The organism is Streptomyces sp. NPDC057474, from assembly GCF_042802555.1.
Lineage (GTDB): Bacteria > Actinomycetota > Actinomycetes > Streptomycetales > Streptomycetaceae > Streptomyces.
The window spans coordinates 23,501-42,007 of the sequence record NZ_JBHVDX010000073.1; the positions used below are offsets into that span (position 1 = coordinate 23,501).

Annotated in this window: 16 protein-coding genes, 1 pseudogene and 1 riboswitch; of the genes and pseudogenes, 11 read left to right on the plus strand and 6 right to left on the minus strand. The window is 72.4% G+C overall.

Going from position 1 to position 18,507, the window contains the following annotated elements; genetic code table 11:
* Window positions 1-47: 47 nt before the first annotated feature.
* From ACFU53_RS21550 to ACFU53_RS21560, 3 genes are all read right to left on the minus strand, one after another.
* Window positions 48-1,493, minus strand: coding sequence for a hypothetical protein (locus ACFU53_RS21550; RefSeq protein WP_383994636.1), 1,446 nt, complete (start codon window positions 1,491-1,493; stop codon window positions 48-50).
* Window positions 1,494-1,718: 225 nt separating this feature from the next.
* Window positions 1,719-2,846 carry an alpha/beta hydrolase gene (locus ACFU53_RS21555; protein WP_383994639.1) on the minus strand — a complete coding sequence of 376 codons (1,128 nt, stop codon included), beginning with the start codon at window positions 2,844-2,846 and terminating at the stop codon, window positions 1,719-1,721.
* Between the two features lie 720 nt (window positions 2,847-3,566).
* On the minus strand, window positions 3,567-4,298 hold the full coding sequence (locus ACFU53_RS21560; protein ID WP_383994642.1) for a class II aldolase/adducin family protein: 732 nt from the start codon (window positions 4,296-4,298) through the stop codon (window positions 3,567-3,569).
* A 196-nt stretch (window positions 4,299-4,494) separates the two neighbouring features.
* Between ACFU53_RS21560 and ACFU53_RS21565 the strand changes: the two genes are divergently transcribed.
* The 3 genes from ACFU53_RS21565 to ACFU53_RS21575 all read left to right on the plus strand — a co-directional run bounded on the left by ACFU53_RS21565 (window position 4,495) and on the right by ACFU53_RS21575 (window position 6,958).
* Window positions 4,495-5,244 carry a lysozyme gene (locus ACFU53_RS21565; RefSeq protein WP_383994645.1) on the plus strand — a complete coding sequence of 250 codons (750 nt, stop codon included), beginning with the start codon at window positions 4,495-4,497 and terminating at the stop codon, window positions 5,242-5,244.
* A 198-nt stretch (window positions 5,245-5,442) separates the two neighbouring features.
* On the plus strand, window positions 5,443-6,705 hold the full coding sequence (locus ACFU53_RS21570) for an anion permease (RefSeq protein WP_383994647.1): 1,263 nt from the start codon (window positions 5,443-5,445) through the stop codon (window positions 6,703-6,705).
* Window positions 6,706-6,736: 31 nt separating this feature from the next.
* On the plus strand, window positions 6,737-6,958 hold the full coding sequence (locus tag ACFU53_RS21575; RefSeq protein ID WP_383994650.1) for a hypothetical protein: 222 nt from the start codon (window positions 6,737-6,739) through the stop codon (window positions 6,956-6,958).
* Between the two features lie 427 nt (window positions 6,959-7,385).
* Here the strand turns inward: ACFU53_RS21575 and ACFU53_RS21580 are convergent, their stop codons facing one another.
* Window positions 7,386-7,697 (minus strand): hypothetical protein, encoded by a 312-nt coding sequence (locus tag ACFU53_RS21580; protein ID WP_383994653.1) that lies wholly within the window; start codon window positions 7,695-7,697, stop codon window positions 7,386-7,388.
* A gap of 31 nt (window positions 7,698-7,728) precedes the next feature.
* Window positions 7,729-8,103 (minus strand): DUF397 domain-containing protein, encoded by a 375-nt coding sequence (locus tag ACFU53_RS21585; RefSeq protein WP_383994655.1) that lies wholly within the window; start codon window positions 8,101-8,103, stop codon window positions 7,729-7,731.
* 68 nt (window positions 8,104-8,171) lie between these two features.
* Window positions 8,172-8,336: riboswitch (cobalamin riboswitch) on the plus strand.
* A gap of 97 nt (window positions 8,337-8,433) precedes the next feature.
* Between ACFU53_RS21585 and ACFU53_RS21590 the strand changes: the two genes are divergently transcribed.
* From ACFU53_RS21590 to ACFU53_RS21610, 5 genes are all read left to right on the plus strand, one after another.
* Complete coding sequence (locus ACFU53_RS21590) at window positions 8,434-9,405, plus strand: cobalamin biosynthesis protein (protein WP_383994658.1); 972 nt, start codon at window positions 8,434-8,436, stop codon at window positions 9,403-9,405.
* The gene (locus ACFU53_RS21595; protein WP_383994661.1) at window positions 9,402-10,970 is read left to right on the plus strand and encodes a cobyric acid synthase; all 1,569 of its coding nucleotides are present in this window, start codon (window positions 9,402-9,404) and stop codon (window positions 10,968-10,970) included. Before ACFU53_RS21590 ends, ACFU53_RS21595 begins: the two co-directional genes overlap by 4 nt.
* Window positions 10,971-11,049: 79 nt before the next feature.
* On the plus strand, window positions 11,050-13,131 hold the full coding sequence (locus tag ACFU53_RS21600; RefSeq protein ID WP_383994663.1) for a putative cobaltochelatase: 2,082 nt from the start codon (window positions 11,050-11,052) through the stop codon (window positions 13,129-13,131).
* Window positions 13,132-13,731, plus strand: coding sequence for a cob(I)yrinic acid a,c-diamide adenosyltransferase (cobO, locus tag ACFU53_RS21605; RefSeq protein ID WP_383994666.1), 600 nt, complete (start codon window positions 13,132-13,134; stop codon window positions 13,729-13,731). It abuts the gene before it with no gap.
* A gap of 4 nt (window positions 13,732-13,735) precedes the next feature.
* Complete coding sequence (locus ACFU53_RS21610) at window positions 13,736-15,136, plus strand: cobyrinate a,c-diamide synthase (protein WP_383994668.1); 1,401 nt, start codon at window positions 13,736-13,738, stop codon at window positions 15,134-15,136.
* A gap of 44 nt (window positions 15,137-15,180) precedes the next feature.
* On the opposite strand, the gene ACFU53_RS21615 is transcribed toward ACFU53_RS21610, so the two are convergent.
* Window positions 15,181-15,909: a ZIP family metal transporter gene (locus tag ACFU53_RS21615; RefSeq protein ID WP_383994671.1), complete on the minus strand. Its 729-nt coding sequence runs from the start codon at window positions 15,907-15,909 to the stop codon at window positions 15,181-15,183.
* A gap of 181 nt (window positions 15,910-16,090) precedes the next feature.
* On the opposite strand from ACFU53_RS21615, the pseudogene ACFU53_RS21620 reads away from it, so the two are divergent.
* The 3 genes and pseudogenes from ACFU53_RS21620 to cobC form a co-directional block, all read left to right on the plus strand.
* Window positions 16,091-16,459, plus strand: a pseudogene (locus tag ACFU53_RS21620) (cobalamin biosynthesis protein); the annotation flags it as partial.
* A 239-nt stretch (window positions 16,460-16,698) separates the two neighbouring features.
* Window positions 16,699-17,640, plus strand: a complete 942-nt coding sequence (locus ACFU53_RS21625; RefSeq protein WP_383994673.1) for a sirohydrochlorin chelatase — start codon at window positions 16,699-16,701, stop codon at window positions 17,638-17,640.
* Window positions 17,630-18,507 (plus strand): Rv2231c family pyridoxal phosphate-dependent protein CobC (gene cobC / locus ACFU53_RS21630; protein ID WP_383994676.1); only part of this gene is annotated, 878 nt, incomplete at its 3' end. The genes ACFU53_RS21625 and cobC, both read left to right, overlap by 11 nt.

Below are 18,507 nucleotides of genomic sequence, written 5' to 3' on the forward strand. Positions count from 1 at the left end.
CGCCGCCTGCCCCTCGTGGCCCGGCGCCGTCGGCCGCGTCTCCGAGGTCAGCTGCCTCCGGTGTGCACCTGGAAGGCGGCGCGGCGGACGGCCTTGGCGAGGGCCGGGTCGGGGTGGGCGGCCGCGAGGGCGACCAGGACCTGGACGGTGCGGGGGTGGCCGACCGCGCGGACCTCGGCGAGCAGCGCGGGGACCGTGGGCTGCACCGCGGACTCCAGATGCCGTACGAGGAGCGGGGCCTCGCCGTGGTCGGCGACGGCGGCGGCGGTGTCCACCCAGAGCCAGGTGGACTCCTCGCGGGTGAGAACCTCGTGGGCGTCCTCGGGGTCGGCGCCGTCGTGCTCGGCGAGCCAGAGCAGGGCGTAGGGGCGCAGCGGGGTCTCGTCGGCGACCGTGCGGACGTCCGGCTCGGCGGGGGCGCCGACGACGCGCAGTGCCTCGAAGGCGAGGCCCCGGATGAGGGCGTCCTCGCCGCGGGCGGCGTCGATGAGCTCGGTGACGGCGCCGCCGACGGGGCGGGCGGCGAGCCAGGCGCGGTACTCGGCGCGGGCCGCGTTCGGGCGGAGCTGGGCGCAGCCTCTGAGCATGTCCTCGGCGGAGACCTCGATGTTCCCGGCGGGGCTCTGCGCGGCGACGCAGATCTGCTCCAGCTTGACCCAGACCGCCCAGCTGCCGAGCGGGGTGAGGGTGGCCTGGGCGGCGCCGTAGGTGAGGGCGCCGACGGATGCGAGGGCGCGCAGGGACCAGTCGAGCAGCGGCGCGAGGGGGGTGTCCTCGGCGCCGGGCTCCGGGCTCGGCTCGGAATCAGCGGGTGCGGCGCGAAGCGCCTCGTCAGAAGGGTGGTGGGCGACGGGTGGGACGTAGGGGACCTCGCAGCGCTCGGTGCGCAGTTCGGTGACCCGCTGTTCCAGGAGGTCGAGGAGCTGTTCCACGGGGACGGGCCCGGCGGAGAGCTGGAGGAAGGAGAGCACCTGGGGCATGGCCGAGACGACCTCGGCGACCGCCGCGGGCTCTCGGTCCTCGGGCTCGGGGTAGGCGATGGACCAGGCGTCGAAGAACGCGACCCAGCCGCGCAGTACGGCGCTGTCGTCGCGGTTCCAGGCGCGCAGCCGCCAGCCGGGGCGCGCGGTGTCGCCGTGCACCTCGACGAGGCCGGCCAGTCGGGCCGTGTCCCAGTCGTGGCGGACCTGATCCGGGGTCAGCCCCAGGTCGTCGGCGGCCCGTTCGGCGGTCGCGGCGGAGAGGGTGCCCTTGCCGTCGGGGCTCGCGCTCTCACGGCCGGGGCGCAGGGCGGCATCGGCCCAGTGGGCGACGCGGGCCGCGTCCGCCAGGACGGCGCGGGCCATGCGGGCGAGTTCCACGGGCGGCGGTGTGCCCTCCGGGGGCCGGGGAGCCGGTCGGCGGCGCTGGGTCACTGCTGCTCGGGGAGCGGCGGCCAGGGTTCGCGGGCCGACGAGTCGGAGCCTGGAGTCGCGCGGGTTACGGGACGTCACGGGGGCAGTCTTCCGGTTGACGGTCCGAAAACCCAAACGGAATGTCACAGCGGGCGACAGGGGTGGCCAACGCACGGGTTCCCCAAGGGGTCGACACCGATGGTGATCGCCTTGGTACAGCACTAAACGGAATGCGGCGTACCTCTCTGTGACGGACGGGTTCCACGGCCCTTTACGACGATGTGCCCAGTGGCCGCGTGCGGACCGTCGGCGGCCTGCGACTCCCTACATCAGTGGTGTGAGGAAGCGGCGGAGCGCTTCTTCGTAGGCCTTGGGGTCGGCGTTCCACATGGCGCCGTGCGGGGCGTGGCGGACCGTGCGGAGGGTGACCCGGTCGGGGCGGCGGGCGGCGAGGCGGCGGGAGGGGTCCCAGGGGGCGACGGTGTCGTCGGGGCCGTGGAAGATCAGGGTCGGTGTCCTGAGCCCCGGTGGGACGGCGTCCTGGTCGACGGGGGTGGCGCGCAGTCCCGTGCGGCCCTGGGCGGCGCGGACCGCGAGGGGCAGCAGGGCGCCGGGGGTGCGGCGGGCGGCGGCGAGAGCGCGCAGGGTGGCCGTCCAGTCGAGGACCGGCGAGTCGAGGACGAGTCCGGCGACGCGGTCGCGCAACGCGGAGTGCGTGGCGGCGCGCAGGGCCATGGTGGCGCCGGTGGACCAGCCGTGCAGGACGACCCGCTCGGCGCCGAACCGGACGGCGTACCGGATGGCGGCGTCCACGTCGCGCCACTCGGTCTCGCCGAGGTGGTTCAGGCCGTCCGGGGAGCGGGGTGCGCCCTGGTCGCCGCGGTAGGCGAGGGCGAGCACCGGGAAGTGGTGGCGGTGCAGGAACTCCATGACGTTCATGGTGTGTTCGCGGGTCGCGCCGAGGCCGTGCACGGCGATCACCCAGGTGCCCCGGTCCGCGGGCACGAACCACGCGGGCAGCGTGCCGAGTTCGCCGGGCACGTCGACGTCGTCGTGGTCAAGGCCGAGCGCGGTCCGCGGGTCTCCGATGTGGAGGTTGGGGGTGAGCCACACCCTGGCGCCCGGCTTGAGGGTGCCGTGGGTGACGCGCTCCAGGCGGCGTACGACGGCGTCGGGGGCGTGCGGAGCGCCGTTCAGGACGTTGCCGACGACCGCGTGGGAGCCGTTTCCGGTGAGGCCGTAGGTGCCGGGGCGCTGTGAGGCGAAGGCGCGGGTCAGTGCGATGCGGCCGGCGGCGGTGGCGTGCACGGTCAGACGGGGTTCCGTGGGCAGCGGTTCGCCCGGCGGCGCCTTCAGTGCGACGTCGCTCGCCAGGCGGCCCGCGGCGACACTGACCGCGCCGGCCGCGAACGCGACCCCGACGGCCGCGACTGCTGCTTTGACTGCACCCACGGGTCCAGTGTCCTGGCGGACCCCGTCAGGGGCCAGTGGGCGTGGGTCCGGGGGTGACCGGGGCGGGGCGGAACGGGGTCACGAGGCAGGCCCTGGTGACCGAAGGGGCATGTGTGAGACCGGCACCGCCGGACAGACCCGATTCGGCTGAGCGCCGTCGCGGCGGAGAGAGGTGACCGGCGGAAGGAGAGACAGCCGACTGGAGGCGGGGACGGCCGGGGCGGGAGCTGAGGAGAGGTGGTGGACGCTCCGGACGACAGACGACAGGTGGACCGCCGGAGGCGGAGGAGCGGTGGACGGTCTGGGCGGCAGGGGGCGGGTAGGCAGCCGGGGCAGAGGAGGGGCGGACCGCATGGAGAAGCAGGGGCAAGGAGCCGGCCGGAGGCAGGGGAAGGGGCGGACCGCTTGGAGAAGCAAGGGCAAGAAGCCGGCCGGAGGCAGAGGAAGGACGGACCGCCTAGGGAAGCAAGGGCAAGAAGCCGGCCGGAGGCAGGGGAAGGGGCGGACCGCCTGGAGAAGCAAGGGCAAGAAGCCGGCCGGAGGCAGAGGAAGGACGGACCGCCTAGGGAAGCAAGGGCAAGAAGCCGGCCGGAGGCAGAGGAAGGGGACGGTAGGTGGTCCGAGGGGCTGTTCCGCCGCTGAACTCTGCTTCCGCCGCGGGCGATCAGCCGCGACGTGTCTGTCCGGCGGTGCCGGTCGTCCCGCGCCGTCGGAAGTCCGCTACCCAGGCTGGCCGTACCCCCGGAGGCGGTCCCCCGCTTCGTTCACCTGTTCGCGGGTGAGTAGGTTCGGGGAGAGACCCGGGACCGAGGAGGCCGTCAGCCAGACCTGGCACATCCATTCGAGTTGGGTCGTGCGGTCGTATGCCTCGGAGAGGGTGTTTCCGTATGTGATCGTGCCGTGGTTCTGGAGGAGACAAGCGGTGCGCTCCGTCAAAGCGCGGAGCATGTTCTCGGCCAACTCCGGGGTGCCGTAGGTCGCATACGGGGCGACCCGGACGGGTCCGCCGAGGGCCGCGGACATGTAGTGGATCAGCGGCAGCTCGCTCACGAGGGTGGAGACGGCCGTCGCGTGGACGGCGTGGGTGTGGACGACGGCGCGGGCGTCGGTGGTGGTGTGGATCGCCAGGTGCATGGGGAGCTCGCTCGTCGGCCGGAGCGTGCCGAGAACCTGTCGGCCGGAGAGGTCGACGCCCGTCACGTCGTCCGGAGTCAGGCGGTCGTACGGCACTCCCGTCGGTGTGACCAGGACGGTGTCCCCGACGCGCACGGACACATTGCCGGAGGTGCCGACGACCAGACCGTCGGCCACCGTCCGGCGGGCCGTGGCGACGAGCTCGTCCCACGCGCGCGCCACGTCGTCCGGCACACCCCGCCGCCGTATGTTTCGCGAACCCGGTGAATCCCCACCCGCGTCCCGCTCGTCCCGGGTGTCGCTCCGCTGCTCAGCCATGCCGTGATCCTGCCAGGCGGACCACACCGACGGGTCCCGGCCGGGGCACTGTAGGGCCGGACGCGGACCTTCGGAAGAGCCCATATGCGTACACATCACCCGGTGTCGGCGATTGGCCGATGATCGACCGGGATTCGGCGATCTTCCAGTAGCCTCCGGGTGTTTTGTCGCACAAGTTGCCATTCCGGGGGGAACCATGGCCCGTGCTCTCAAGTCGTCCCGTCGCCGCAACCGCGTATTCGCCGCCTCCGTCGCGGCGCTCGCCCTAGGGGGGACCGCTCTCACCGAGATCCCCGTCTCGGCCGCCGCCAAGCCCAAGGGTCACGACGTCTCCTCGCACCAGAAGAAGGTGAACTGGTCGAGCGCGAAGTCGAAGGGCGCCAGGTTCGTCTACGTCAAGGCGACCGAGTCCACCACCTACCGCAACCCGTACTTCGCCCAGCAGTACGAAGGCTCGCGCGACGCGGGCCTGATCCGTGGCGCGTACCACTTCGCGGTGCCCCACAAGTCGTCGGGGAAGGCCCAGGCCCGCTACTTCGTCAACAACGGTGGCGGCTGGCGCGCGGACGGCTGGACGCTGCCGCCGGCGCTCGACATCGAGTACAACCCGTACGACAAGAAGAAGAAGTGCTACGGCCTGAGCAACAGCAAGATGGTCGGCTGGATCAAGTCGTTCAGCAACGAGGTCAAGCGCCTCACGGGCCGTCGGCCGGTGATCTACACGACCACCCACTGGTGGAAGACCTGCACGGGCAACAGCACGGCCTTCGGCGGGAACCACGCGCTGTGGCTGGCCCGGTACAACTCCGCGGGGGCGGGTGAGCTTCCCGCGGGGTGGAAGTTCTGGACGATGTGGCAGCACGACAACGGGAGCGGGAGCCTGCCGGGTGACCAGAATCTCTTCAACGGGTCGATGAGCCGGCTGAAGCAGTTCGCCGAGGGGTGAAGGGGTAACGGACCTCGGCATTCCGTCTCAGTTCGAACGCCGGGCCGCCGCTCCTCCGAGCTCGAAGCATGGGTCGCCACACAAGCGGAGCGGTGGCACCTCATTCACTACATCCCTACGCCCATCTCAGTTCATCTTCCGTTCACCCAGGTTGCCTACGGTCCACGTGCCACTGACGTCCAAAAGAAGCCCGGGTAAATGGAAAACTTCTCGCTGATCCTCGCGATCGTGGTGATCACCGCGCTCGCGTTCGATTTTACGAACGGTTTCCACGACACCGCCAACGCGATGGCCACCACCATCTCGACCGGCGCCATGAAGCCCAAGGTCGCGGTGGCCATGTCCGCCGTGCTCAACCTTGTCGGCGCGTTCCTTTCCATAGAGGTCGCCAACACCATCTCCAAGGGGCTCGTCGACGAGTCCGGCATACAGCCAGAGGTCATATTCGCGGCGCTCGTGGGCGCCATCCTCTGGAACCTGCTGACCTGGCTCGTCGGGCTCCCCTCCAGTTCCTCGCACGCCCTGATGGGCGGCCTCATCGGTGCCACCATCGCCTCGGCCGGCGCCGGCGCGGTGCACGGCGACGTGCTCGTCACCAAGGTGCTGATCCCCGCCGTCGCGGCCCCGCTGGTCGCCGGCGTCGCGGCGATGTTCGCCACCCGGCTGACGTACAGGCTCGGTGAGCACACGAGCGAGAAGGCCTCCGGCAAGGGGTACCGCGCCGGTCAGATCGCCTCCGCGGGCCTGGTCTCGCTGGCCCACGGCACGAACGACGCCCAGAAGACGATGGGCATCATCACCCTGGCCCTGGTCGCCGGCGGCGCCCTCGCGCCCGACTCCGACCCGCCGGTGTGGGTCATCGTCACCGCCGGTACGGCCATCGCGCTCGGCACCTATCTGGGCGGCTGGCGCATCATCCGCACGATGGGCAAGGGCCTGACCGACCTCCAGCCGCAGCAGGGCTTCGCCGCCCAGACCAGCGCGGCCACGGTCATCCTGGCCTCCTCGCACCTCGGCTTCTCGCTCTCCACCACGCACTCGGTCTCCGGTGCCGTGATGGGCGCGGGCCTCGGCCGCAAGGGCGGTGTGGTCCGCTGGTCCACCGCGACCCGGATGTTCGTCGCCTGGGGCCTGACCCTGCCGGCCGCCGCTCTGGTCGCCGCGCTCGCCGAGTGGGTGACGTCCTTCGGCAGCTGGGGCACGGCCGTCGTCGCGGTCTTCCTCATCGCCTCCAGCGCCGCGATCTGGGTCGTCTCGCGCCGCGAGGTGGTCGACCACACCAATGTGAACGACACCGAGGAGCCGCCCGGCGTGGTGACCACCGCGATGGCCGCCGTGACGCCGCCGCCGGCCGGCACCGTGACCGAGGACCTCACGGCGACCATCCCGGCCCCCGCGGCCCCGGCCGCCGTCGAGACCACGGCCCCGGCGAACTCGTCCACGCCGACGCCCGCCGTCTGAGCCCCGCGACCCCCTGAGGAAGATCACCACCATGCACATCGACTGGGCAGCTCTCGGCTCCGTCTTCGGAGTCAGCCTCGTGGTCACCGTGGCCCTCGTCGGCCTCTTCACCCTGGGCATCGTCGGCCTGTCCAAGCGGGAGACCGCGACCGCCGCCGGCAACTCACCGGCACCGGCCACGACAGCGGCGTACACGTGCTTCGCGGCCTGCGCGACGGCGGTGGGGTACGGGATCTACCTGATCATGGCCTGAGGCCCCGTCCACCCCTCTCACCTCGCACGACACACCACAACGAACCCCTCGTACCGTTTGACCAGGTATAGGGGGTTTGTCTATTTTCCACAGCAAACTGTGACCCTCGTCGAACGACTGCACCCTCAAGTCGTACGCCATGCAGCGACAGGAGTGGGCGGAGGCGCTCATCCGGGTGGAGAGCGCCCGTGTCGACGGCGAGATACGACTCGTGTCGACCCGCCTGCTGCTGGGCACGTTCTGCGCGAGCGTGCTGCTGCCGAGCATCGCGGTGGCGACCGGGTCGTGCCCACCACTCAGTTCGGGGCCACGCCACCACTCACCACGGCGATCACCGGCGCGATCGGCGCCGCACTGCTCACCTCGCTCGCCGCGGGGCTCGGCAAGGTACTGCGCGCCCGCGCCGACGCTTCGCGACCCAGCGGTCTCAGTGCCGCTCCGGCCCCCGCGGCCGAGCCCCGGCCAGAGCCCGGTCCAGGACCCTCAGCCGCTCCGTGACCGGAGTCAGCCCCCACCACAAACCCGCTCCCGCGGCGATGAGGGCGGTCACCACCAGCCAGACGACGCCTCGCACCTCCGTCCCCGGCACCAGCAGGGCGGCGAGCGCGCCCACTCCGACGGCCAGCACTCCGGCCACCATGCTGAAGAGCACCAGGGGGGCCGCGGCGGACAACAGCGTCCGCCGGTCCCTCGATGTCCTCGCATGCGCCGAGGCGGACCCCTTGGCCCGATCTTCCATCGCGTGCACCTCCCGTCCCCCGGAGGGTTCTTCAAGAACCGTCCGCTCCCGGGTCCACAAGCCCCGCCAGAAAACCACACCACGCGGCGTGACGGAAGGAGAGCACAGCGTTCTGATGCAAGTTTGAGTCACGCACCAGTACGTGACTCTCTCTGATCGACGCTTCCACGCAGACAGCGGCCTCGCCCGCTCCACCTCCCAAGTCGGCGCACCGACACGGCGTCCTCACCGCGACGACCCGAGCGCCGGGTCCAACCGCCGCGCGGGCGCGGAGGAGGGCCGGCCACACCAGGTTCGTCTCCCCGCGACGAAACACCCGACGCCGCTCGTCGGCGCTCAGCTTTCGTACTGCCGTCCCCTTGAGTGCTCCCAGCTCGGGCGTCAGGAAAGAGCACGGAAAGAGCACGGAAAGAGCCTATTAGGGCATCTGACGATATTTCAGCGATGTGGGGCTCAGCACACCGCTCCACCGCAGGTCAACAGCAAGTTGACGGTTCTTCCAGGTGCGTGGTGGACTGCCGGGGCCATGTACGACGGCAGGAGAGGAAGCCGGTGCGAGTCCGGCGCGGTCCCGCCACTGTCACCGGGGAAGAACCTTCCCGGGAGCCAGGAACTCTCGCCGTCGGTCTCGTCGAACCAGGGCGTGGACACCCTGAGTGAGGACATATCGCCATGCGCGGCTGCCCATCGGGGCTCAGCACCCGGTCCCTGCCCGACCTCGTGATCGGCTGAACCGATGCGTGCCGATCGCGTCTTCGCGTACGGTGCCGCCGCCGGGCTCCTCGGTGACCTGCTCCTGGGCGATCCTCGCCGGGGGCATCCGGTCGCCGCGTTCGGTCGGGCCGCCGGTGCCGTGGAGCGGGTGTTGTGGCGGGACCACCGCGGGTGGGGCGCTCTGCACACCGCGGTGTGCGCGGGTGGCGCCGTAGCGCTGGGAGCCGTGGCGGCGGCCGCCGTACGGCCATCGCGTGCCGCCTCCGTCGGATTGACCGCCGCCGCCACCTGGGCCGTCGTCGGGGGGACCTCGCTCGGGCGGGAGGCCCGGGCGATCGGGCGGTCCCTCGATGCGGGCGATGTCGAGGGCGCGCGGGACCGCTTGCCTCATCTGTGCGGGCGGGATCCTCAGGCGCTCGACTCGGACGGGATCGCGCGGGCCGTCGTGGAGTCCGTCGCCGAGAACACGTCGGACGCGGTGGTGGGGGCGCTCGTGTGGGGGGCCGTGGGGGGTGTGCCCGGGCTGGTGGGGTTCCGGGCCGTCAACACGTTGGACGCCATGGTCGGGCATCGGTCGCAACGGTATCGGCGGTACGGGTGGGCCTCCGCGCGGCTGGACGACGTGGCGGGGTGGCCGGGAGCTCGGCTGACCGCGGTGTTGGCCGCGGCAGCCGGTGGGGATGCCCGGGGGGCTGTCCGGGCTTGGCGGGCCGATGCGGGGAGGCATCCGAGTCCCAACGCGGGGCCTGTGGAGGCGTCGTTCGCGGGGGCGCTCGGAGTGCGGTTGGGGGGCACGTTGTCGTACGGGGGGCGGGTTGAGCATCGGCCTGTGCTGAACGGGGAGGGGCGGACCGTCGTCGTGGGGGACATCGAGCGGGCTGTTCGGTTGTCTCGGCGGGTCGGGTGGCTGGCCCTTGGGGTGAGTGCGGGTGCGGCGGTGCTGCGGGGCCGGGTTTCGCGGCGCCCGGCACACCAGGTGAGGAGTCAGGGATGAGTGGCGGGCTGTTGGTCGCCGGGACCACCTCCGATGCCGGTAAGAGCGTTGTCACCGCCGGGATCTGTCGGTGGCTCGTGCGGCAGGGGGTCAAGGTCGCGCCGTTCAAGGCGCAGAACATGTCGCTCAATTCCTTCGTGACGAAGGAAGGCGCTGAGATCGGGCGGGCTCAGGCCATGCAGGCTCAGGCCTGTCGCGTCGAGCCGAGTGCGCTCATGAACCCCGTTCTGCTGAAGCCCGGGGGTGAGCGGAGCAGTCAGGTGGTGCTGCTGGGGAAGCCCGTGGGTGAGATGAGTGCGCGCGGGTATCACGGCGGGCGGCAACAGCGGCTGCTCGGGACCGTGTTGGAGTGTCTCGCCGAGTTGCGGGGCACATATGACGCGGTGATCTGTGAGGGGGCCGGTTCGCCCGCCGAGATCAATCTTCGGCGCACCGACATCGTCAACATGGGGATAGCCCGGAATGCCGGGCTTCCCGTCCTCGTCGTCGGCGACATCGATCGCGGTGGGGTCTTCGCGTCCTTCTTCGGGACCGTCGCGCTGCTCTCGCCCGAGGATCAGGCCCTCGTCGCCGGCTTCCTCGTCAACAAGTTCCGGGGGGACGTCTCCCTGCTGGAGCCGGGGCTCGACATGTTGCACGGGCTCACCGGGCGGCGGACGTACGGTGTGCTGCCCTTCCGGCACGGACTCGGGATCGACGAGGAGGACGGGCTTCGGGTCTCGCTGCGGGGGACGGTCCGGGAGTCGAATGTCGCGCCGCCCGTCGGGGAGGACGTGCTGCGGGTCGCCGTGTGCGCGGTTCCGCTGATGTCCAACTTCACCGATGTCGACGCGCTCGCCACCGAACCCGGTGTCGTCGTGCGGTTCGTGGACCGGGCCGAGGAACTGGCCGACGCCGACCTCGTCGTCGTTCCGGGGACCCGGGGCACGGTCCGGGCGCTGGAGTGGCTGCGGGAGCGGGGGCTCGCCGACGCCATCGCGCGACGCGCCGCGGAGGGGCGGCCGGTCCTCGGCATCTGCGGGGGGTTCCAGATGCTCGGGGAACACATCGAGGACGAGGTCGAGAGTCGGCGGGGGCATGTGGACGGGCTCGGAATCCTGCCCGTGCGCGTGCGGTTCGCTCGCGAGAAGACGCTCACGCGCCCCGTCGGGGAGGCCCTCGGGGAGCGGGTCGAGGGGTACGAGATTCATCACGGGGTCGCTGAAGTCATGGGCGGGGATGCGTTCATCTCCGATGACAACGGACACAGCCTGGACGGGTGCCGGGTCGGGCAGACCTGGGGCACGCACTGGCACGGGTCGCTGGAGTCGGACGGGTTCCGGCGGGCCTTTCTGCGCGAGGTGGCGGCCGCGTCGGGGCGCCGTTTCGTGCCGGCCGCCGACACGTCGTTCGCCGCGCTGCGCGAGGAGCAGCTGGACCGGCTCGGCGATCTGATCGAGGAACACGCGGACACCGACGCGCTCTGGCGGCTCATCGAGTCGGGCACGCCGGCTGGACTGCCTTTCGTGCCGCCCGGAGCGCCCGGAGCACCGGAAGCGCCCGGAGCACCGAAAGCGCCCGCATGAGCGCGTCACACGCACGACATGAGCGAGCGGCTACGGGCCATCTGCCCGGGCCGGAGGGTGACTTGGAGGGCGACGAGAAGTGAGTGTTCCATTTCCGTTCACGGCCGTCGTCGGCCAGGACGACCTGCGGCTGGCGCTGCTGCTGAACGCGGTGTCGCCGGCGGTCGGCGGTGTGCTGGTGCGCGGTGAGAAGGGGACCGCGAAGAGCACCGCCGTGCGGGCGCTCGCGGCGCTGCTGCCGGAGGTGGAGGTCGTCGCCGGGTGCCGGTTCTCGTGCGATCCCGCGAAGCCGGACCCCGCGTGTCCGGACGGGCCGCACGAGCCGGCGTTCGAGACACGGCCGTCCCGCATGGTCGAGCTGCCCGTCGGCGCCTCCGAGGACCGGCTCGTCGGCGCGCTCGACATCGAGCGGGCGCTGTCCGAGGGCGTGAAGGCGTTCGAGCCGGGGCTGCTCGCGGACGCGCACCGGGGGATCCTCTACGTCGACGAGGTGAACCTGCTCCACGACCACCTCGTCGATCTACTGCTCGACGCGGCCGCGATGGGCGCCTCGTACGTGGAACGCGAGGGCGTCTCCGTACGGCATGCCGCGCGGTTCCTGCTCGTCGGGACGATGAACCCCGAAGAGGGCGAGCTGCGGCCGCAGTTGCTCGACCGGTTCGGGCTGACCGTCGAGGTCGCGGCCTCGCGCGAGCCGGACCAGCGGGTGGAGGTCGTACGGCGGCGGCTCGCCTACGACGACGACCCGGCGGGTTTCGTGGCCCGTTGGGCGGACGAGGAGGCCGACGTACGGCAACGCATCGTCGCCGCACGGGAGTTGCTGCCGTCCGTGGTACTGGGCGACGGGGCGCTGCGGCAGATCGCGGCGACCTGTGCGGCCTTCGAGGTGGACGGTATGCGGGCCGACATCGTGATGGCCCGGACGGCGACCGCGCTGGCCGCGTGGGCGGGGCGGACCGAGGTACTCGCGGACGATGTGCGCCGGGCGGCGCTGCTCGCGCTGCCGCACCGGCGGCGGCGGAACCCGTTCGACGCGCCGGGGCTCGACGAGGACAAGCTCGACGAGACGCTGGAGGAGTTCGCGGATTCAGCGGATCCGTCGGATTCAGCCGATCCGTCGGATTCAGCGGATTCATCGGAGGACGAGGATCCGGATCCCGGTCCGGACGGGCCCGGTGGCGGGGGGCAGCCGCCTTCCTCGGAGCCCGACGGGCCGCAGGGCAGCGACTCCGGGGCACAGTCCGAGACCGGGGAGGGCGTGCCGGCGCAGGCCCCGGCCGCCGGGGAGCGGTCCGCCGTACGGGCCGCCGAACCCTTTCGTACGAAGGTGCTGAGCGTGCCGGGGCTCGGGGAGGGCGCCGCCGGGCGGCGTTCGCGGGCGCGGACCGAGCACGGACGTACGACCGGGGCGCGCAGGCCGCGCGGCACGCTGACCAAGCTGCATCTGGCGGCGACCGTGCAGGCCGCCGCGCCGCATCAGCGGACGCGGGGGCGGTCCGGGCCGGGGCTGGTCGTACGCCGTGACGATCTGCGGCAGGCGACCCGGGAGGGGCGTGAGGGGAACCTCGTGCTCTTCGTGGTCGACGCCTCCGGGTCGATGGCGGCGCGGCAGCGGATGAGTGCCGTGAAGGGCGCTGTGCTCTCGCTGCTCCTCGACGCCTATCAGCGGCGGGACAAGGTGGGGCTGGTGACCTTCCGGGGGTCGGCCGCCGACCTGGCGCTGCCGCCGACCTCGTCCGTGGACGCGGCGGCGACCCGGCTGGAGTCGCTGCCGACGGGTGGGCGGACGCCGCTCGCGGCCGGGCTGCTCAAGGCCCACGACGTGCTGCGGGTGGAGCGGCTGCGGGACCCCGCGCGCCGGCCGCTGGTCGTGGTGGTGACCGACGGTCGGGCGACCGGCGGGCCGGAGCCCGTCGCTCTCGCCGGGCGTGCGGCGCGACTGTTCGCGGCCGAGGGCACCGCGTCCGTGGTCGTCGACTGCGAGTCGGGTCATGTCCGGCTGGGGCTCGCCGGGCAGCTCGCGGGTGAACTGGGCGGCACGGCGGTGACGTTGGACGAGCTGCGGGCGGACTCCATCGCCGGGCTGGTACGGGATGTGCAGGGGACGCGCGGAACGCACGGAACGCAGGGACCACAGAAAACACCGAGGAGGGCCGCGTAGATGCCGCAAGGACAGCCAAGTGTCGTGCCGGACGACGGACTGACGACTCGTCAGCGCAGGAATCGCCCGCTGGTCTTCGTGCACACGGGTATCGGCAAGGGCAAGTCCACCGCCGCGTTCGGGCTCGCGCTGCGCGCCTGGAACCAGGGGTGGCCGATCGGGGTGTTCCAGTTCGTCAAGTCGGCGAAGTGGAAGGTCGGTGAGGAGAACGCGCTGCGCGTGCTCGGGGCGTCCGGTGAGGGCGGGTCCGTCGACTGGCACAAGATGGGCGAGGGCTGGTCGTGGGTGCAGCGCGACGGGCAGATGGACAACGAGGACAAGGCCCGCGAGGGCTGGGAGCAGGTCAAGCGGGACCTGGCGGCCGAGACGTACAAGCTGTATGTGCTGGACGAGTTCGCGTACCCCCTGCACTGGGAGTGGATCGACACCGACGAGGTGATCGACGTGTTGCGGGACCGGCCGGGGACCCAGCATGTCGTGATCACCGGGCGGAACGCGCCCGAGAAGCTCGTCGACTTCGCGGATCTCGTGACCGACATGTCGAAGGTCAAGCACCCCATGGACGCGGGCCAGAAGGGCCAGCGGGGCATCGAGTGGTGACGCCGTGACCTCCTCCTCCCCCGCCTCCGCCTCCGCCTCCTCATCCACCGCCTCCCTGTCCTCCGTCCCCCGGCTGGTCATCGCCGCGCCCTCCTCGCGCAGCGGCAAGACCACCGTGGCCACGGGGTTGATGGCCGCGCTCACCGAGCGGGGGCTCGCCGTGTCCCCGCACAAGGTGGGGCCGGACTACATCGACCCCGGGTATCACGCTCTCGCGAGCGGGCGGGTGGGGCGGAACCTCGACGCGTACCTGTGCGGACCCGAGCTGGTCGCGCCACTCTTCGCGCACGGGGCGCGCGGGTGCGACATCGCCGTCGTCGAGGGTGTGATGGGGATGTACGACGGGGCCTCGGGGCAAGGGGAGTTGGCGTCCACCGCGCATGTGGCGAAGCTGTTGCGGGCGCCGGTGGTACTGGTCGTGGACGCGTCCTCGCAGTCGCGGTCCGTGGCGGCGCTGGTGCACGGGTTCGCCTCCTGGGATCCCGAGGTGCGAATGGGAGGCGTGGTCCTCAACAAGGTCGCCTCGGACCGGCACGAGGAGTTGCTGCGGGACGCCCTGGAGTCGACCGGTGTGCCCGTGCTGGGGGTGCTGCGGCGAGCGCCTCAGGTGGACACGCCGTCCCGGCATCTGGGGCTGGTGCCGGTCGCCGAGCGGCGACGCGCGGCGGTGGAGGCCGTGGCGGCGATGGCCGCGCAGGTGCGGGCGGGGTGCGATCTGGAGGCGCTGGTCGCGCTCGCCCGGAGTGCCGGGGCGCTGTCGGGTGCGGCGTGGGAGCCGCCCGTCGCCACCACTTCGGGGAGGCGGGAGGTGGTGGCCGTGGCCGGCGGGCCCGCGTTCACCTTCTCCTATGCCGAGCACGCCGAGCTGCTGACCGCCGCCGGTGCCGAGGTGGTCGTCTTCGATCCCCTGCGCGACGAGCAACTGCCCGAGGGGACACGTGGGTTGGTGATCGGCGGCGGGTTTCCCGAGATGTACGCCGCTGAACTGTCCGCCAACGAACCGCTGCGGAAGGCGGTCGCCGAGCTGGCGTTCGGCGGGGCTCCGGTGGCCGCCGAGTGTGCCGGTCTGCTCTACCTCTGCCGGGAGCTGGACGGGCGGCCCATGTGCGGGGTGCTCGACGCGACGGCGCGGATGGACGAGCGGCTGACCCTCGGATACCGGGACGCCGTGGCCGTCGGCGACAGCGTGCTCGCACCGGCCGGGACCCGCATGCGGGCGCACGAATTCCACCGGACGGTCGTCGAGCCGGGGGCCGGGCCGGCTCCCGCCTGGGGGGTACGGACCCCTCGGCCGCGGCTCGAAGGGTTCGTGCAGCAAGGTGTGCACGCGAGCTATCTGCACACGCACTGGGCGGCGGAGCCCGGTGTCGCCCGTCGGTTCGTGGAGAGATGCCGGACCTCATGAGCGGCGGCCTGGTCGGAGCCCCGCCCGGCTTGAAGCCCTTCCGCTCACTCCGCCACGCCCACCACCAGCCAGATGAAGGCCGCCCCGGCGATCGTGCACAGCAGTGTGGAGCGGGCCGGGTGTGCGTGGTGGGCCTCGGGGAGGATCTCGGCGGCGGCGAGGTAGAGCAGCGCGCCGCCGAAGAACCCGAGGTAGCAGCCGAGGGGGCCCTCCGGGATCGTGAACAGCAGGGTGGAGGCGGCTCCCACCACCGGGGCCGCCGCGTCCGCGAACAGCATCGCGAGCGCGCGGCGGCGGGCATTGCCGTACAGGCTCGTGAGGGTGTACGTGTTGAAGCCGTCCGCGAAGTCGTGGGCGATCACCGCGAGCGCGACCGCGATGCCCATGCCCTCGCCGATCTGGAAGGCCGCGCCGATCGCCACGCCGTCCATGGCGCTGTGTCCGACCATCGCGGCCGCGGCCGTCAGGCCCACCTGGGGCGTACGGCCGTTGTACTCCTCCGCCCCGTGCGCGGCCTGGCGGGCGGCCAGCAGGCGTTCCACGAGGTGGGCCAGGAGAAAGCCGGCGACGAACAGCAGCAGCGCGGCCGGTACGCCGAAGACCTCGTCGCCGGCGGCCTCCAGCGCCTCGGGGAGCAGGTCGAGGCCGACCACGCCCAGCATCAGGCCGCCCGCCAGGCCCAGCACCAGGTGACGACGGTCCGTCACCCGTTGTGCCGTCCAGCCGCCGACCAGCGTCATCAGGAACGCGCCGAGTGCTACGAAGACCGCCATGCGTACTTGCTACCGGAAGAGGGGGACCTCTTGGGTGCGGCGCCCCGGGTGAGTGCGGAGTGGGAAGGCCGGGTTTTGGCTGCGGGTTCGTCGTGGCTGGTCGCGCCCACGCGGCGGAGCCGCATATGTCACCGCCCCGCGCCCCTGAAGGGGCGCGGCCGTGGCTGACCATGTGCTCGGCTCGCTCGTCGTGGGTGTGGGCGCCTCCAGGGGCGCGCCGGTGGCGGAAGTCCTCTGCCTGATCGAGGACGCCCTGCGGGACGCCGGATTCTCGCCCGAGTCGCTCGCCGTACTCGCCACCGTCGACGCCAAGGCCGACGAACCCGGCATCGTCCAGGCCGCCGAGCGCCTCGGCGTTCCCCTGGTGACCTACTCCGCAGCGGAGTTGGCCACGGTGGAGGTTCCCAACCCCTCCGACGCCCCCCTCACCACCGTCGGCACACCGTCCGTCGCGGAAGCCGCCGCGCTCGTACGCGGTGGTGAACTCCTCGTCCCCAAGCGGAAGTCGGAGCGGGCGGACGGGCGGCCGGCGAGGGTGACGTGTGCCGTCGCGTCAGCCGGTGTCGTGCGGGACGCCTCGCCGCCGGCCGAGTCGAGCCGGCTGACGAACCGTGGCTTCGCCGAACCCGACGCCGGTCGGCATGATGATCGTCGTGACCGTGACCGTGACCGTGGCCTTGAGGATCACGATGACGGTGACCGCCGCCGACCCGCCCTGAACGCCCTCCCGCTTTCCGCTGCCCTACTGCTTCCGCGCCCACACCCACCTTCCGCTTCCGAGGAGACATCGTGACCACCCCGCCGCCCGCCCTGCTCATCGCCGGTCATGGCACCCGGGACGATGCCGGCGCCGAGGCGTTCCGTGTCTTACTGCGCGAGCTGGCGGGCCGGTACCCCGGGCTGCCCGTCGGGGGCGGCTTCGTCGAGCCGTCCCGGCCGTCGCTGGGCGAGGCCGTGGACGGGCTGCTGGAGCGGGGGGTACGGCGGTTCGCCGTGGTCCCGCTGACGTTGGAGCCCGCCGGGCGCGCCGAGGCGGGCGTCGCGGCGGCGCTGGCTCGCGCGCAGGAGCGGTTCCCGGGGATCTCGTACACCTGCGGCCGTCCGCCGGGCCCGCATCCGGCGCTGCTGAACCTCCTGGAGCGGCGGACGGAGGAGGCGCTGAGGTCGCCCTCGCCGCGTACGCCGGGTGACCGGGCCGATGTGACCGTGCTGCTCGTCGGGCACGGGTCGACCGACCCCGAGGCCAACGCCGAGGTGCACAGGGCGGCCCGGCTGTTGTGGGAGGGGCGCGGGTACGCGGGCGTGGAGACGGCGTTCGTGTCGCCGGCGGCGCCGGACGTGCCGAGCGGTCTCGACCGGTGCGTGAGGCTGGGCGCGCGGCGGATCGTCGTGCTGCCGTACTTCCCGCTCACCGGTGTGCCGGCGGACCGGGTACGGCAGCAGACCGAGGGCTGGGCTGCCGCTCGTCCGGAGATCGAGGTACGGTCGGCCGATGTCATCGGACCGGAGCCGGAGCTGCTCGATCTGGTCGTGGAGCGGTACCGGGAGGCGCTGGAGGGCGACCCGCACATGAACCGCGATTCCCGCGACTCCTCCACCCACGGCGGCAACCCGTCCGGCGTCGAGAACACCACAGGGCTGCCGCGGCAGTCGCGCGTCCATCCGGACGACGACGGGCACCACGGCCACGATCATCACCACTGGGGACACGCGAACTCCCATGCACACTGAATCCGACTCCGGGAGCAGGCACGACCTGCGGCACGCGGGTCACGACCTGCGGCATCACGGCGACGCCGAGGTGCGGGACGACGGGGCGAGGCTCATCGATCTCGCCGTGAACGTCCGGGCCGACACGCCGCCCGCCTGGCTGCGGGAACGGATCGCCGGATCGCTGGCCGGGCTGGCCGCCTACCCGGACGGGCGGGCCGCCCGGGCGGCGGTGGCGGCCCGGCACGGGCTGCCGACGGACCGGGTGCTGCTCACGGCGGGTGCGGCCGAGGCCTTCGTGCTGCTCGCGCGCGCCCTGAAGGTCCGTCAACCTGTGGTCGTTCACCCACAGTTCACGGAACCGGAGGCCGCGCTGCGGGACGCCGGACACACCGTGGACCGGGTGCTGCTGCGGGAGTCGGACGGCTTCCGGCTGGACCCGGCGGCCGTGCCGCAGGACGCGGACCTGGTCGTCATCGGCAACCCGACCAACCCGACGTCGGTGCTGCACCCGGCCGCGTCCATCGCCCGACTGGCCCGGCCGGGGCGGACATTGGTGGTGGACGAGGCGTTCATGGACGCGGTGCCCGGTGAGCGTGAGGCGCTGGCCGGCCGGACGGACGTGCCCGGACTCGTCGTCCTGCGCAGCCTCACCAAGACATGGGGGCTGGCCGGTCTGCGGATCGGCTACGTCCTCGCCGCACCCGAGACGATCACCGAGCTGGAGCGCGCCCAGCCTCTGTGGCCGGTGTCGACGCCCGCCCTCGCGGCGGCCGAGGCGTGCGTGTCGGACCGGGCGCTGGCGGAAGCGGCCGAGGCGGCCGGCCGGATCGCCGCCGACCGTGCCCATCTGGTCGCCGGGCTCCAGGAGTTCGCCCCCGACGGCCT